Source organism: Rhizobium sp. BT-226, assembly GCF_025847085.2.
Classification (GTDB): Bacteria; Pseudomonadota; Alphaproteobacteria; order Rhizobiales; family Rhizobiaceae; genus Rhizobium; species Rhizobium sophorae.
In genome coordinates this window covers 1,241,200-1,256,301 of the sequence record NZ_JAOYTI010000001.1, presented here as the reverse complement: position 1 = coordinate 1,256,301, position 15,102 = coordinate 1,241,200, and the positions used below count along the sequence as shown (strand labels likewise).

Genomic DNA, 15,102 nt, shown 5'->3' with positions numbered 1-15,102 from the left:
CCGTCGAGGGCTTGGGTCACATGCGGATCAGTCTTTTTATCGATATGGATGACGCGTTCGAGATCCTTGAAATGGGCGTCGCAGGTCAGGATATCGGCAGCATGGCGTTCCGCGGTCGCAGAAATGATCGCGTCGGTGGTGGCGCGTTTATGGGCTGCCGCGACGAGGGCAATAGATCGCCAGTCCGGCGGCTTTGCGGGCGATGCGAAGAGCGGCGCCCCCCACCATGTCGGTGTTGACGCCGCCGTTGCGTGAAACGTCTGGAGTTCAGGCCGGGACAAGGCGCGTCCAGCCGCGCTCATCGTTCGTTACGCCTTTCTGCAGGCTGACGAGCTGCTGGCGCAGTTCGCTGGTCAATTTGCCGGTCTGTCCGTCTCCGACCAGAAACTCGCCGCCGGCATGTCGAACCAGGCCGATGCCCGCCAGGACCGCAGCAGTGCCGCAAGCGAAGGCTTCGACGAGCTTGCCGCTGGCAGCGTCGGCCTGCCATTCCGCGAAGGAGTAGGGACGCTGCTCGACGCGCAAGCCCTTTTCTCCAGCGAGCACGATCACCGAGGCCCGGGTGATGCCCGGCAGGATCGTGCCGCCAAGAGGCGGGGTCACCACCGATCCATCATTCATCACGAAGAAGACGTTCATGCCGCCGAGTTCCTCGACCCAGCGATGCTCTGCTGCGTCCAGGAAGACGACTTGATCGCAATCCTTCTTCGCGGCTTCCGCTTGCGCCACGAGGCTGGCTGCGTAGTTTCCGCCGCATTTTGCAGCACCGGTGCCGCCGGCGGCGGCACGGGTGTATTCGGTCTCGACCCATAGGGAGACCGCCTTCGCACCGCCTTTGAAGTAGGCGCCGACCGGAGAGGCGATGATGCAGAAGACATATTCCTGAGCCGGACGAACGCCCAGGAATGCTTCGTTGGCGAACATGAAGGGGCGCAGGTAGAGGCTGGCGTCGCCGGATGGAATCCAGGCCTTGTCAACGCGGACCAGCTCTTCGACCGCCTTCAGGAAGAGTTCTTCGGGCACAGGAGGCATAGCCATGCGGGTCGCCGACTGCGCGAAGCGGCGGGCGTTCTCTTCTGGCCGAAAGAGCAAAATCCGGCCATCGTCTGCCTTGTAGGCTTTCATGCCTTCGAAGATTTCCTGAGCGTAGTGCAGCACAGCGCTCGCAGGATCGAGCTCCAGAGGACGCCTCGGCGTAACCTTCGCATCGTGCCAGCCCTTGTCGGCAGTCCATCGTGCCAGGACCATATGATCGGTGAAGACCTTGCCGAAGCCGGGCGTCTCCAGCGCTTGGATGCGGTCGGCGTCGGAGACGGGAGACTTGTGCAATTCGATTTTGATTTCAGGAACGGTCGTCGTCGCGGTCATTGCTGGCACCTTGATAGTAAATTGAATAGTGGCGGCGACACTACTGCCGCCGGACCGGTCTTGGAAAGGTCTGAATCAGCCGGTTTCGGCATCGATCAGAGGAATAATCGCTTGGAGTGGCTGACGTCGAGCAGCAAATTCGGGATCGAGCGTCTTCGATATGGGATGGCGTCTACACTTGTCATCATGACAAGAAAATAGGTCAGCATTATTGACATAATTTCCGCCGCATGGTTTGTCGACGGTATAGAAAATACGAGGAAACCCCATGCTGAACTGGGACACCATGTTTGCGTCGCGCTCGTCGCGCATGCGCGCATCCGAGATTCGCGAACTCTTGAAGCTTCTCGACCGGCCCGACATTATCTCTTTCGCCGGCGGCATTCCGGATCCGGCGCTCTTTCCCGATCAGGAATTCAAGCAGGCCTATGCCGATATCTTCGACGGCGCCGCTGTCAACGCGGCGCTGCAATATTCGGTCAGCGAGGGCTACAAACCGCTGCGCGAATGGCTGGTCGGGCAGATGGCGACTCTCGGCATCCCCTGTGACCTCGACAATGTTTTCATCGTGTCCGGCTCGCAGCAGGGCCTCGATTATCTCGGCAAGCTCTTTCTGTCGCCTGGTGATACCGCGCTCGTGACGTGGCCGACCTATCTTGGCGCGCTGCAGGCCTTCAACGCCTATGAACCGGCCTACGACCAGCTGACGCCGAACGGCAACCGGACGCCCGAGTCCTACCGCGCGTCCGCTTCCGCTGCCGGCGGCAAGGTGAAGTTCGCCTATCTCTCCGCAGACTTTTCCAACCCGACCGGCGAGACCGTCGATCTTGACGGCCGCAACAAGGTGCTGGCGCTCGCCGAAGATCTCGACATCGCCGTCATCGAGGATGCGGCCTACCAGTCGCTGCGTTACGACGGCGAGCCGATTCCGCCGATCCTGGCGCTCGAAATCGCCGAGAAGGGCCATATCAACGATACGCGCACGATCTATTGCGGCAGCTTCTCGAAGACGCTGGCGCCCGGCCTTCGCGTCGGCTTCATCGTCGCCAATGCGTCCGTCATCCGCAAGCTGGTGCTGATGAAGCAGGCGGCCGACCTGCATTCTTCGACGATCAACCAGATGGCGATATCAGATGTCGCCGAGCGCGGCTTCGACGCGCAGGTCGCCAAGATCAAGGCTGCCTACATCAAGCGTCGCGACTGCATGCTGGCCGCCCTCGACAAATACATGCCTGAAGGCACCAGCTGGACGAAGCCGGAGGGCGGCATGTTCATCTGGATCACGCTGCCGGAGGGCATGGACGGCGCCAAGCTGCTGGCGAAATCGCTCGAAACCGCCAAGGTCGCCTTCGTGCCCGGCAAGGCGTTTTTCGCCGATGGTTCCGGCGCCAACACCTTCCGCGTCAGCTTCTCCTGCGCCAACGAGCAGATGATAGAGGATGGCATCGGCCGCCTGAGCGCGCTGATCTCGGCCGAAATCGGCGGCTGACTCCAGCCGCCCGGCTGACGGATCAAGGGCAGGGCGCCGATCAGAAGATTGTCGTCCAGCCTTCGTTCGCCGTCTCGCTCTTGCCGTAGCCGACCCGATCAGCAACGGCGCCGTCGGTATTGCGCAGAATGATGTCACCGCCCCGGTTGGCAAGCTGCGGGCCGCCGGCTGCGGCATCGAGCGCTATGGTGCGCAGCTCGCCTGCGCTCAGCGATCCCGACAGCGTCTGGGTCCTGCCGTTTTCGTCCTCCAGCTTCCAGCCTTCGAGCGATGCCTCCATGTCGGAGCGGTTGATGATCGTTACCGTTTCGGCCTCGGTGCCGCCTTCGCCGTTGACCGGGTTGATCAGCGCGGCGACGATGCGCAGCGACGAGGCGACGATCGGCTGCGGCCGGCGTGTGCCTTCGCCGCGGCCCTGGCCGCCACGGCTGTCGGAAACCGGATGGCCGGTCGCTGCATCGGTATTCCAGTTCTGCGACTGAAAGCAGAGGAAGATCGCCGCCCATTCGTCGGTATCGTTGAAATGGACGAGCAGCGCGCCGTCCTGGTTCGGCCCGTTGGTGGCCTTGAAGCTGCCGCCATCGCCCTGGTTCATGTGGATGTCGTGGATGCCGTTGCCCGGCTCGAAATCGAAATATTGGTCGGGCTTATTGTGCTCGGGGCCCCAGGCCTCGCCGAAGGCATAGAAATGGATGTCGGAATCGGCAATGCCTTCCTCGACGATCGGCTCGATGAATTCCCTGAGATCGTTCTTCGGGCCGGAGAGCTGGAAGGGCGCGACATTCATGTCCTCGCGCTCGATCAGCCCGCCGCGGACGTAGTCGATCGCAAGCTCCGGACGGTCCTTGCGGATGTCGGTCAGGCCCATCGGCAGGGCTTCGAGCGCGTCCGTCAGTGCCGGATGCTTGAAATCGACGATGTTGGCATAGAGCAGATCGTGCGGCGACATCTTCGAGCGGACATTCAGCGCGATCCGGTAGCTGACGCCGTCCGCCTCGATGCGGATCTCGATATGGGGATCGTTGTCGTCGTCGAGGGCGAGTGCGCTCGCCGTGCCCTTCAGGACCTTGTAATTCTTCAGCATGGAGAACCTCGCGGGGTGGCGGGATCTGACGGTAACACGGCGAAAGTGCATCTTTTGTGACGGCTAAAGTATGGCGCGATCTTTCAGATTCGCCTGCCACACTTTAGGTCTTTGATTTGAGCATGTCGTGGTCGCAAAACCGCTGCACACTTTTGCGCGACATGCTTTGTCTTTCGCCGTGCAATGCTTGATCCGCTATCGCCTATTGCTGCAGATGCGGACCGAAAAGCTCGAGATCGGCTTCACCAAGCCTGTCGCTAACCGTGTTCAACTGGTGCCAATAGGGATAGATCACCGGCGGCAGGCTGACCGCGTCGAGGCGCTTACGCTCCTCGCCCGTGAGTTTCAGCTCGGCGGCGGCGATGTTGTCGCGGAACTGGGCTTCGGTGCGACCGCCGATGATGACCGAGGTCACCGCCTTGCGGCCGATCAGCCAGGCGAGCGCCACCTGTGCGGCCGAGACGCCGCGTTCCTCACCGATCGCGACCAGCGTCTCGACGATATTCCAGAGGCGGTTCTCGTCGCGGATCGGCGGTTCGGTCCAGCCGGCGAACTGGCGCGTACCTTCGGGCGCTGCCTGGTTGCGGCGATGCTTGCCGGAGAGCAGACCGCCGGCGAGCGGGCTCCAGACCAGCACGCCGAGACCCTGGTCGATCGAGATCGGCAGCAGTTCATATTCGGCGTCGCGGGCTTCCAGCGTATAGTGGATCTGCTGGCTGACAAAGCGCTGGTACCTGTGCTCGTTGGCGATGCCAAGCGCCTTCATGATGTGCCAGCCGGAATAATTCGAGCAGCCGACATAACGCACCTTGCCCTGCCTGATCAGGGTGTCGAGGGCTTCCATCGTCTCTTCCAGCGGCGTCTGGCCGTCCCATTCATGTACTTGGTAAAGGTCGATGACATCGGTCTTCAGGCGCTTGAGGCTCGCCTCGCATTCGCGGATCAGGTGGTAGCGCGACAGACCCTGGTCGTTCGGGCCGTCGCCCATACTTAAGCGGGCCTTGGTGGCGAGCAACACGCCTTGCGGCCGCTTGCCGGAGAGCACGTCACCGATGATGTTTTCGCATTCGCCTGATGAATAGGCATTGGCGGTGTCAATCAGGTTGATGCCGGCATCGATGCACATATCGATCATTTTTTTCGCCTCGGTGATGCCGAGATCGCCGACCATCTTCGCCCAACCGACGCCGCCGAAGGTCATCGTGCCCATGGTCAATGTCGAAATCTTCAGGCCGGAACGGCCAAGCAGACGATATTCCATTGAAACTCCTCCTTTAAACGAGGCTGACGTACCTCAACGCTCAGAGATGGCAATGGCGGCGCGTTCACGGCTGCGTGAGACTTAGCAAGATTCTGAGCGCCGGCATCTTCCGGCCATGCGGCGGCTATGGCCGATCACGAGCCGAGCGGCAGATCGTACAATATGTCATCGGCTTGTCGACGGAAATCGTCCTGGCAGTCGACGCCTGGAGGCCACGTTAGCTCTCCTGCTTGTCCTTCTTGTGAATATTGTCACGAAGCGAAGCGATTGTGTTTCGAATCTTGCTGACAGCCTCGGCGTCGAGACCGACAGCCTTGCCGATGCAGTCGAACACATGGGAGGCACGGCTCTTGAGGGCCAGTCCCTTCTCCGTCAGGCGCAAGAGCACCTGGCGCTCATCGGCGGGATTTCGGTTGCGGGTGACGAGGCCGACATTTTCCAGCCGCTTCAGCAACGGAGTGAGGGTGCTGGAGTCCAGAAAAAGCGTCTCGCCGAGATCCTTCACCGTGCGGTCGTCCCGCGCCCACAAGGCGGTCATGACAAGGAATTGCGGATAGGTGAGTTCCAGCTCGTCGAGCAGGGGACGGTAAAGCTGGTTAAAGGCGTGGCTTGCCGAATAGATCGAAAAGCAAAGCATTTCATCGATCTTGGGCACGTCAGCGAGATCATTTGATGTGATGTCTTTCATGACGCTCTCCTTTCACCCCAATATAATTTGTGCGCGATCTGTTTGCAAGCTATTGACTCGGCAGCCGAGACGGCCTAGTTAGATTGTGTACAAAGAAATCGCGGACAAATTATATACCAAACACGGAAAACTGCAGAGGTTTGCTGCGTCAACAGATGCGCAAGCAGGTGAAGTCCCTTGTGGCTCCCAATTCGGCTCCTTTGAAACTCAACCGACGAAAGGAAATGACAAATGTTCAAGTTTGCTGCCGCTGTCGCCCTGGCGGGCGCTCTTCTTTCCGGTGCTGCCGTTGCCCAGCCGGCCAAGCCGACCGTGGTCCTCGTCCATGGCGCTTTTGCCGATTCATCTAGCTGGAACGGCGTCGTCGAAATCCTGCGCAAGGATGGCTTTTCTGTCGTGGCAGCCGCTAATCCGCTGCGCAGCGTTTCCAACGACGCTGGCTATGTCTCCGACGTGGTCGGCAGCATTGCCGGCCCTGTGGTCCTTGTCGGTCACTCCTATGGCGGCCAGGTCATTTCGACCGCGGCCAACGGCCACGACAACGTCAGGTCGCTGGTCTATGTCGCGGCCTTCGCCCCTGATGCAGGGGAATCGGTTGCCGATCTTGCCGGCAAGTTTCCGGGCGGCACGCTGAGCGGAGCGCTGGCGGCCCCGGTAAAGCTCAGCACCGGCGGTGTCGATCTCTATATCGACCAGGCGAAGTTCCATGATCAGTTCGCCAGCGACGTGCCGGCCGAGCAGGCGGCCCTGATGGCGGCTGCCCAACGTCCGGTCACCGAGGCTGCCCTGACCGAAAAATCCGGCGAGCCCGCCTGGAAGAGGTTGCCGTCGTGGTTTGTCTACGGCACCGGCGACAAGAACATCCCGGCCGCAGCCCTTGGCTTCATGGCCGAGCGGGCAGGCTCCAAGCGGACCGTGGTGGTCGATGGCGCTTCCCACGTCGTGATGGTGTCGCATCCCGAGAAGGTGGCGGAACTGATCGAAGAGGCTGCAAAGTAATATTCGATCCGAGGGGCGTGGCCCGGATGCTGTGAGCCTGATCATTCGGCTTGAAAATGCCGCCGTCGTTAAAGCCGGGCTCAGCCCGTTCCATTCGATGCCGACACAGCAGCCCTGGAGTGGTTACGACTGCTCGATGACAAAGCAGTGGTGCAGGGCTTGGACTAACCGACGCGCCCTGTCACATCTCTGTCAACGATCCCTAATAAGGGAGGGTGACGCAATTCCGAGGACCCCTCCCCATGAAAACGATCGTTTCCGCCGCAGCCCTTCTCGCCGCGAGCCTCTTTGCCATTCCGGCTTTTGCTGCAAACCTGGTTCTCTATACCAGCCAGCCGAACGAAGACGCGCAGGCGACGGTCGATGGCTTCATGGCCGCCAATCCCGATATCAAGGTCGACTGGGTGCGTGACGGCACGCCGAAGATCATCGCCAAGCTGCAGGCCGAGATCCAGGCCGGCAACCCGGTCGCCGACCTTCTCCTCATCGCCGACGTGGTGACGCTGGAGCGCCTCAAGGAAGAGGGCAAGCTGCTCGCCTACAAGTCGCCGGAGGCCGCAGGGTACGACGCCACCCTTTACGACGCCGACGGCTACTATTACTCGACCAAGCTGATTACCACGGGCATCATGTACAACACCTCGGCGGCGATGAAGCCGACGAGCTGGAAGGACCTGACCAAGCCGGAAGCCAAGGGCCTCGTCACCATGCCGAGCCCGCTTGCCTCGGGTGCGGCCCTCATCCACGCCCAGACGCTTGCCGCTGTTCCCGGCCTTGGCTGGGATTTCTACAAGTCGCTGCAGGCTAACGGCGCGATCGCCGCCGGCGGCAACGGCGCCGTGCTGAAGTCGGTCGCCTCAGGCGAAAAGGCCTACGGCGTGGTCGTCGACTACCTGCCGATCCGCGAGAAGGCCAAGGGCGCTCCCGTCGAATTCGTCTTCCCGAGCGAAGGCGTGTCCGCCGTCACCGAGCCGGTCGGCATCCTCGCCAGCAGCAAAAATGCCGATGCCGCCAAGAAGTTCGTCGATTACGTGCTCTCCGAAAAGGGCCAGGAAGGCTTCCTGAAGCTCGGCTACATCCCGGCCCGCAACGGCATGAAGCTGCCGGAAGGCTTTCCGGCGCGCGACACCATCAAGGTCCTGCCGATCAAGGCGGCCGAAGCATTGAAGAATACCGACCAGGATCTCAAGACCTTCTCGGGCATCTACGGCTCGAACTGATCCTTTCATGCACGGATACATCAAAACCGGAAACAGCCAGCCCGCCTGGCTGTTTCCTTTTGTCGTCATCATCGTCCTGATCCTCAGCGTGCTGCCGCTCGCCCGCCTCGCCATGGTCGGAATAGCGGCCTTCGCCGATGGCGGCGTGATCACGGTTTTGAGCGAGAGGTCGCTGTGGTCGGCGACCTATTACACGATCGTCACCGCCATTCTGGGCACGATTATCTCGCTCGCTATCGGCTGCCTCTTCGCCTTCCTGCTGACGCTGACCGATATTCGCGCCAAGGGGCCGCTGAGCTTCTTCTTCGTGCTGCCGATGATGATCCCGCCGCAGGTAACGGCGCTGGCCTGGGTGCAGATGTCCGGCCCCTCCAGCCCGCTGTTGAAGGCGCTGCACATCGCCCCGCCACTCGGCTCGCCGCAGCCGCTCTATTCGGTGGGCGGCATCGCGCTGCTTTATGGCGTCCAGCATGCGCCGCTGGTCTATCTGGCGCTTAGAGCCGGGCTGATGACGCTGCCGCGCGACGGCGTAGAGGCAGCACGGCTTTCCGGCGCCTTCAGCTTGCGGGTATTCCGCGACATCATCCTGCCGCTGTCGCTGCCCGGCATCATCGCTGGTGCGGCGATCTCCTTCGTCTCCTGCACCGGCAATTTCGGCATTCCGGCCATTCTCGGCATTCCGGCCTCGATCTTCACGCTGCCGACGCTGATCTTCACCAAGTTTTCCGCTTTCACCAGCCGCACCTTCGGTGATGTCGCCGTGCTCTCGGCGATCATCGCCATCATCTCGGTCGTCGGGCTGATGATCCAGGACCGGGCGCTGCGCGGCCGCGACTACCGCGTCATCGGGTTATCTGGGGTGAGTGCGGCCTTCGAGCTCGGCGCCTGGCGCCTTGCTTTCACATCGCTCGTCTGGGCGATTCTGTTCTTCATGCTGGCCGCACCTTTCTTCGCGCTTGTCGCCGGCGCGCTGGTGCCGGCCTATGGCGTGCCGCTCACTTTCAAGACGATGTCGCTGCATGCCTTTGAGGAGATCCTGTTCCGGCAGGCGGTGACGCGCACCGCCTTTATCAATTCGCTGTCGCTCGCCGGCGCGACTGCGCTTTGCCTCCTCGTTATAACGGTGCTCGCAGCCTACACGCTGACGCGGCGCAAGGATGCGGCTTCCCGCATCGTCTCCAGCCTGATCGAGATACCCTATTCGCTGCCCGGCATCGTCATGGCGGTTTGCTTCATCCTGGTGTTCGCAGCACCGATCCCGTTCCTGCACGTCTCGCTCTACGGCACGATCTGGATCATCCTGATCGCCTATTTCTCCTCCTTCTTCGCCGTCAGCCTGAAACCCGTGGTCAGCGCATTCCACCAGCTCGATCCGGCTCTGGAAGAGGCCGCACGGCTTTCCGGCGCCGGCTTCTTCCGCCGGCTTGCCGATATCATCGTGCCGCTGATTGCGCCGGCCGCCGGCGCCTCCGTCATCCTCGTCTTCCTGATCGCCTGCAACGAGCTGACGATCTCGGCGCTGCTCTGGTCGGCCGGCACCCAGACGCTCGGCGTCGCCATCTACAATCTCGATGACAGCGGCAGCTCGGACCTTGCTTCGGCGCTCTCGGTGCTCGTCGTGCTCATGGTCGTCGTGCTGATGCTGCTGCTCGAACTTCTGGCCAAACGACTGCCGAAAGGAGTGGTCCCATGGCGAGGCTGATCCTCAACCAGCTCGGCAAGGATTTCGGCACCGGGCGCGCGGCCGTCAGCGGTTTTTCGCTCGACGTGCGCGAGGGCGGCTTCCTGGCGTTGCTCGGGCCTTCCGGTTGCGGCAAGACGACAGTGCTGCGGATGATCGCCGGTTTCGAGACGCCGAGCGACGGCTCGATCCATCTCGGCGAGAGATTGCTTGCCGATGCCGCGCAGTCGCTGCCGCCGGAAAAGCGCAACATGGCGATGGTCTTTCAGTCCTACGCGCTGTGGCCGCATATGAGTGTTGCCGACAATGTCGGCTATCCTCTCAAAGTGCGCGGTATCTCGGGCGACGCCTACCGGGCGAAGGTGCGCGACGCGCTCGGCACCGTCCGGCTCGCCGACTACGCCGAACGACGCCCGGCCGATCTCTCCGGCGGCCAGCGCCAGCGCGTGGCGCTTGCCCGCTGCCTGGTGACATCGCCTGACGTGGTGCTGCTTGACGAGCCCCTTGCCAATCTCGACCGGCACCTGAAACAGGAAATGGAGGAGACTTTTCGCGAGTTCCACCAGCGCTCGGGCGCGACGATGATCTATGTCACCCACGACCAGAGCGAGGCGATGGCGCTCGCGACCGACGTCGCCGTCATGTCGGAAGGGCGGCTGCTGCAGGTGGCGCCGCCGGCCGAGATCTACGCGCGGCCGGAGGGGCGCATCGTCGGCGGGCTGATCGGGCGGGGTACGATCGTGACGCTGCCGCGTGCTGCTGGTGACAACAGGGCCTTTGACTGGCAGGCGCTGGAGCCGATGTTTGCCGGTGCCGCCGTTAGTACTGCCGACGACGACCGGATGGATGTCCTCGTTCGGCCGGAGGATGTCATCGTCTCTTGCGAGAATATTGCTGCCGGCGCTGGGATCGCGGCGACGGTCGAGTCCGTTCTCTTCGAGGGCGAGCGTTATGCGCTGAAGCTTATCCTCGCCGGCAGTCAGGTGCTGCGGGCCTATTCCCGCTTTCCCGTCCGGACGGGTGACAGCCTCAGGCTATCGGTGCGCGCGGCGTGGCGGCTTTGAGACACCGCGCCACGCCAGTGTCATTCGCTCTCCGAAAATTGCCAGCGGATGACACGGCAGTTGCCGGTTTGCTTTCTGCAGCTGCGGATCGCCTGGCGCTGGGCCTCGCGGCCATCATAAGCCCAGCCGGAGCCCCAGCCGCTGCGATGGCCGACGGCCACCGCGCCGCAGCCGTTTCGGAACCAGATAGCGATGCGACAATCGTTGGCGCTGCTGTCGCAATTGCGCCGGGCAACGGTTTCGGCGTCGCCGCGATTGTCATAAGCATAGGACCAGCCGATGGCGCGGGTCGACGGCGAGTAGGCAATGGCGCCGTAGGTGTCGGCAAGGGCCGCGCCGGCGAGGGACGTCAGAACCGCAAACGATGCAAGAACCCGCTTCATGAAATGCCCCCGCGCCGGAACGACGATTGTCCTCTACGGAGAACTATCCGAGGCTTGCGGCGGAATGTCTGCGGCCCAAGTCACAAGCAATCGCCTCTGGGGCTCCAAGAGGAGTGATTATTCGCATATTTCTTGGCCTGCCATCTTTTCCCGCGGCTATTGCCGGATAAGGTACTGTCCGCAACCGGATCCTTCCCATGTCGCTTCGCCTCGCCACCTTCAATGTCGAAAATCTTCTCACCCGTTTCGATTTCACCGGCTTCCGAAACCAGCTGCGCCAGGATCGCGTCATCAAGCTTTTCCAAGTGTCGAGCGAGGGTGTGTACCAGCAGCTCGAGCAGGCGCGGGTGATCGCTGCAACCGATGACACGCGGCAGATGTCGGCCCTTGCGATCGCCGACGCTGACGCCGATATCCTCTGCCTTCAGGAAATCGACAGCATGGCTGCCCTTCAGGCCTTCGAATACGGTTATCTCTTCCGCATGGTCGGAAACGGCTACCGGCAGAAATACCTGGTCGAGGGCAATGACAGCCGCGGCATTGATGTTGCCGTGCTGATGCGCGAGGAAACGCGCGACGGCCAGAAGATCGAACTCAGGGATATTAGAAGCCATGCGATGACGACCTATCGCGATCTCGATCTGTTCAATGAGGAGCTGGCGCTCACCAACCGCATCGACGACAAGATCTTCAAGCGCGACTGTCTGGAGCTCGACCTTCTGGTCGGCGGACGGCCGTTTTCGCTCTACGTCGTGCATTTCAAGTCGATGGGCAATCCGCGCGACGGGCTGGACGGGCGGCAATCGACGATGCCGATCCGCCGAGCCGAGGCGCGCGCCGTGCGCCGCATCATCGAGGATCGCTTCGGTGCGGAGCAAGCCGGTACGAAGAGCTTCGCCATCTGCGGAGACATGAACGATTATCAGGAGCGTGTCGATGTCATCGGCCGCCGGGGCACCGGTTATCGCTTCGAACATCAGACCGAGACCGAAAGCGCGCTCGACGTTTTCAGTAGCGACGGCTTTGCCGAAAATGTCGTGCGCCGCCGCGAACCCCTCGACCGCTGGACGCTCTATCACGCGCGCGGGCCGCAGGAGCAGTGGCTTTGCCAACTCGACTATCTCTGGCTTTCGCCAGCACTTGCCGCCCATAATGCCGGCCGCCTGCCCGAAATCATCCGCAGCGGCCAGCCCTACCGCACCATCTTCCCGCCGGGGCAGGAGGTGGAGCGTTATCCGCGCACCGGCTGGGACAGGCCGAAGGCGTCCGATCACTGCCCCGTCGTCATGACACTGGATCTCCCTTGAGAGCGAACATGAAAACCAATTTGAACGTGAATTTTCCGAACAGCGATTTTTCCGATGATTTCGCCGGCTGGCCGCCTGAGGCCACCGTCTTCCCGATCGCCGGCGTCGATCTGCGCGTCCTGCCCGGAACCCATCCCTTCGTCCTTGCCGAGGAAGCGGCGATCCGCGAGAACTGGGCCAAGGAAACGGCCGCCAACCCGGCGCTCTTCGATGGGCGCCTGGTGTTCCAGCAGCAGATATCGCTCGGTGAAGACGGGATTTCGGGCGAGGGTTACGTCACTCCCTTTTCCGCTTTCATGTGGTGGCGCCGCCAGCCGCAGCGCCAGGGCGGCTTGCACATCTTCGCCTATCCGGTGCTCGAAAGCGCCGATGGGGCGTTGGTGGCGATCCGCATGGGCGCCCATACCGCCAATCCCGGCCAGGTCTATTTCGCCGCCGGTTCGCTGGAGCCGGAGGATATCGTCGACGGGCGTTGCGACATCGAGGCCAATATGCGCCGCGAGGTCCATGAGGAAACCGGATTGGATCTGGCCCACGCGGTGGCGGGGCAGGGGCTCTACGCCAGTTATTCCAGGCGCACGGTAACGCTCATGCGGCTCTTCCGCTTCGACATGACGGCGGACGAGATGGTGAAGCGGATCGAGGCCCATATGCTGGTCGCCGAGGACAAGGAGATCGCCGGCGCGGTGGCGATCCGCTCGGCCGATGCCTCGGCCCATCCCTATAATGTCGCCATGCTGCCGGTGATTGAGTGGTATTTCGGCAAAGGTGGTGTGTGAGGGATAGAGGTCAAGATACCATGGGGTGAGCCTCTCGAACGCACCGTGTCCGGATTCCTGAGCGCCGGCGTGCCGTGGGACACCCCCCTCTGCCCTGCCGGGCATCTCCCCCACAGGTGGGGAGATCGGCTGGGCGCAGAGGTTTCCCCAAACAACTAAAGTATCGTGATTGTCGCTGCCTTCAGAGAGGGAGCAATGGTCAAGCCTCTTGCCAATCTCCACCCTTGTGGGGGAGATGCCCGGCAGGGCAGAGGGGGGTGCCACACGGCGTGCCCTCTCTATTCCTGTGACAGCCGCGCGTTCGCACACGCTCCAACGCCGCTCTCCCGAAAAACAAAATCGATTTTCATTAACGATCACGCATAAATCCGAGACTACCGGCGTCTCCTGCCGGGGATGGGTTGTTCTTAGCGGACTTAGCGCCTTGCACTCGCTCGCGTGGTCGGGCAGGTTGGCGGCGCGATGACGATTCAAGGAGGCCGATGTGGCGCGAAGCTACAGCGTCTATGACGTGTTCACTGATCGAAAGCTTGCGGGCAATCCGCTGGCGGTGATCTTCGACGGAGACGATCTCAGCGACGAGGCGATGCAGGCGATCACCCGGGAGATCAATCTCTCCGAGACCGTCTTCGTGCAGCCTTCGACCAATCCAGCCTATGCGGCACGGCTGAGGATATTCACGCCGGGGCGCGAGCTGCCCTTTGCCGGCCATCCGACGGTCGGCACGGCGGTGGCGCTGGCCGAACGGGCGCATGGTGATGCGACGCGCGATCTCGTCTCGGTGCTTGAGGAGAATGTCGGGCCGGTGCGCTGCGCGGTGCGGCTGAGAGAGGGAGAGGCGAGCTTTGCCGAATTCGACCTGCCGCGCAAATCGCAGCCGGCCACCATGCCGCTCGATAAGCTCGGCATCGCCGATGCGCTATCGCTGAAGGTGACCGAGATCGGCTTCGAAAATCACGTCCCGTCGATCTGGAGCGCCGGCGTTCCCTTCCTGCTCATTCCGGTGCACGACGTCGGAGCCACGCAGCGGGTGGAATTCGATCCGCAACTGTGGGAAAAAATCGTGCCCTTCGTCGATGGCGCGCTTGCCTCGGCCTATGTGTACTGCCGTGGCGGCGTCAACCACGTGGCGAAGTTCCATGCGCGCATGTTCGCAAGCGGCATGGGTATCGTCGAAGACCCGGCTACCGGCTCGGCGGCGGCCGCACTCTCCGGCGCGATCCACCATTTCGACCGGCTGACGGACGGGCATCATCCGATCATGATCGAGCAGGGGGTCGAGATGGGCCGGCCGTCCTTCATCCACCTGCATATCGATGTCGACGGCGGGGCGATCTCCAACGCCCGGATCGGCGGCCAGGCTGTGCGGCTGGCCAGCGGCACGCTCGACCTTTGATTTGATCAGCGCTAGGGACGCTCTATCACTTTGAATCCGCGCATAATCCTCTCCGAAAATTGATTCCGACTTTCGGGGTTATGCGCTGCATTTCAGCCATGCCGAAAAATCTTCGCGATTAACCAAAGAAATTTCGCCGATGCGCTGGACAAGCCTGCCGATCCTGTTTATACGCCCCGTCACACCGCGCAGCCAAGCGCGAACGGGTGATTAGCTCAGTTGGTAGAGCAGCTGACTCTTAATCAGCGGGTCGTAGGTTCGAGCCCTACATCACCCACCAAATCTCTTGAAAAATTGATGTTTTCGAATTCAGGCCGGATTTTCCGGCCTGCCGAAAACTATTCCGGAGCGGGCGGAATGGTTCAGGTCCTCGCAGACCTAGC

13 protein-coding genes, 1 tRNA gene and 1 pseudogene are annotated in these 15,102 nt (G+C 62.0%); 9 read left to right on the top strand and 6 right to left on the bottom strand.

Translation table 11 applies throughout. The annotated features are described in order from the left end of the window. Positions 1 to 32: 32 nt before the first annotated feature. Positions 33 to 161 (bottom strand): annotated as a pseudogene (locus OIU37_RS06435) (PIN domain-containing protein); the annotation flags it as partial. Between the two features lie 106 nt (positions 162 to 267). Then, positions 268 to 1,368 (bottom strand): branched-chain amino acid aminotransferase, encoded by a 1,101-nt coding sequence (locus OIU37_RS06430; protein WP_264256541.1) that lies wholly within the window; start codon positions 1,366 to 1,368, stop codon positions 268 to 270. Between the two features lie 268 nt (positions 1,369 to 1,636). Here OIU37_RS06430 and OIU37_RS06425 point away from each other — a divergent pair, with 268 nt between their 5' ends. Beyond that, complete coding sequence (locus OIU37_RS06425; protein WP_264256539.1) at positions 1,637 to 2,857, top strand: PLP-dependent aminotransferase family protein; 1,221 nt, start codon at positions 1,637 to 1,639, stop codon at positions 2,855 to 2,857. Positions 2,858 to 2,897: 40 nt separating this feature from the next. Here OIU37_RS06425 and OIU37_RS06420 read toward each other — a convergent pair whose 3' ends face one another. From OIU37_RS06420 to OIU37_RS06410, 3 genes are all read right to left on the bottom strand, one after another. Further along, a complete protein-coding gene (locus tag OIU37_RS06420; RefSeq protein WP_264256538.1) occupies positions 2,898 to 3,941 on the bottom strand; it encodes a DUF2278 family protein in 1,044 nt (347 codons plus the stop codon). 202 nt (positions 3,942 to 4,143) lie between these two features. Then, a complete protein-coding gene (locus OIU37_RS06415; protein WP_264256536.1) occupies positions 4,144 to 5,202 on the bottom strand; it encodes an aldo/keto reductase in 1,059 nt (352 codons plus the stop codon). A gap of 217 nt (positions 5,203 to 5,419) precedes the next feature. After that, positions 5,420 to 5,890 (bottom strand): MarR family winged helix-turn-helix transcriptional regulator, encoded by a 471-nt coding sequence (locus OIU37_RS06410; protein ID WP_180694637.1) that lies wholly within the window; start codon positions 5,888 to 5,890, stop codon positions 5,420 to 5,422. Positions 5,891 to 6,121: 231 nt separating this feature from the next. Between OIU37_RS06410 and OIU37_RS06405 the strand changes: the two genes are divergently transcribed. The 4 genes from OIU37_RS06405 to OIU37_RS06390 all read left to right on the top strand — a co-directional run bounded on the left by OIU37_RS06405 (position 6,122) and on the right by OIU37_RS06390 (position 10,854). Then, complete coding sequence (locus OIU37_RS06405) at positions 6,122 to 6,889, top strand: alpha/beta fold hydrolase (protein ID WP_182209457.1); 768 nt, start codon at positions 6,122 to 6,124, stop codon at positions 6,887 to 6,889. Positions 6,890 to 7,131: 242 nt separating this feature from the next. Further along, positions 7,132 to 8,109 (top strand): ABC transporter substrate-binding protein, encoded by a 978-nt coding sequence (locus OIU37_RS06400; RefSeq protein WP_240602885.1) that lies wholly within the window; start codon positions 7,132 to 7,134, stop codon positions 8,107 to 8,109. Positions 8,110 to 8,116: 7 nt separating this feature from the next. Further along, the gene (locus tag OIU37_RS06395) at positions 8,117 to 9,811 is read left to right on the top strand and encodes an iron ABC transporter permease (protein ID WP_264256533.1); all 1,695 of its coding nucleotides are present in this window, start codon (positions 8,117 to 8,119) and stop codon (positions 9,809 to 9,811) included. Further along, a complete protein-coding gene (locus tag OIU37_RS06390; protein WP_264256531.1) occupies positions 9,799 to 10,854 on the top strand; it encodes an ABC transporter ATP-binding protein in 1,056 nt (351 codons plus the stop codon). The genes OIU37_RS06395 and OIU37_RS06390 overlap by 13 nt, the downstream gene beginning before the upstream one ends. Before the next feature lie 20 nt (positions 10,855 to 10,874). Here OIU37_RS06390 and OIU37_RS06385 read toward each other — a convergent pair whose 3' ends face one another. Further along, a complete protein-coding gene (locus OIU37_RS06385; RefSeq protein ID WP_180694642.1) occupies positions 10,875 to 11,237 on the bottom strand; it encodes a DUF4189 domain-containing protein in 363 nt (120 codons plus the stop codon). A gap of 197 nt (positions 11,238 to 11,434) precedes the next feature. Here OIU37_RS06385 and OIU37_RS06380 point away from each other — a divergent pair, with 197 nt between their 5' ends. From OIU37_RS06380 to OIU37_RS06365, 4 genes are all read left to right on the top strand, one after another. After that, positions 11,435 to 12,544, top strand: coding sequence for an endonuclease/exonuclease/phosphatase family protein (locus OIU37_RS06380; RefSeq protein ID WP_180694643.1), 1,110 nt, complete (start codon positions 11,435 to 11,437; stop codon positions 12,542 to 12,544). 8 nt (positions 12,545 to 12,552) lie between these two features. After that, a complete protein-coding gene (locus OIU37_RS06375) occupies positions 12,553 to 13,323 on the top strand; it encodes an NUDIX domain-containing protein (protein WP_180694644.1) in 771 nt (256 codons plus the stop codon). A 484-nt stretch (positions 13,324 to 13,807) separates the two neighbouring features. After that, complete coding sequence (locus OIU37_RS06370; RefSeq protein WP_171603966.1) at positions 13,808 to 14,719, top strand: PhzF family phenazine biosynthesis protein; 912 nt, start codon at positions 13,808 to 13,810, stop codon at positions 14,717 to 14,719. Between the two features lie 204 nt (positions 14,720 to 14,923). Further along, positions 14,924 to 14,999 (top strand) — tRNA-Lys (locus OIU37_RS06365). The last annotated feature ends 103 nt before the right edge of the window (positions 15,000 to 15,102 follow it).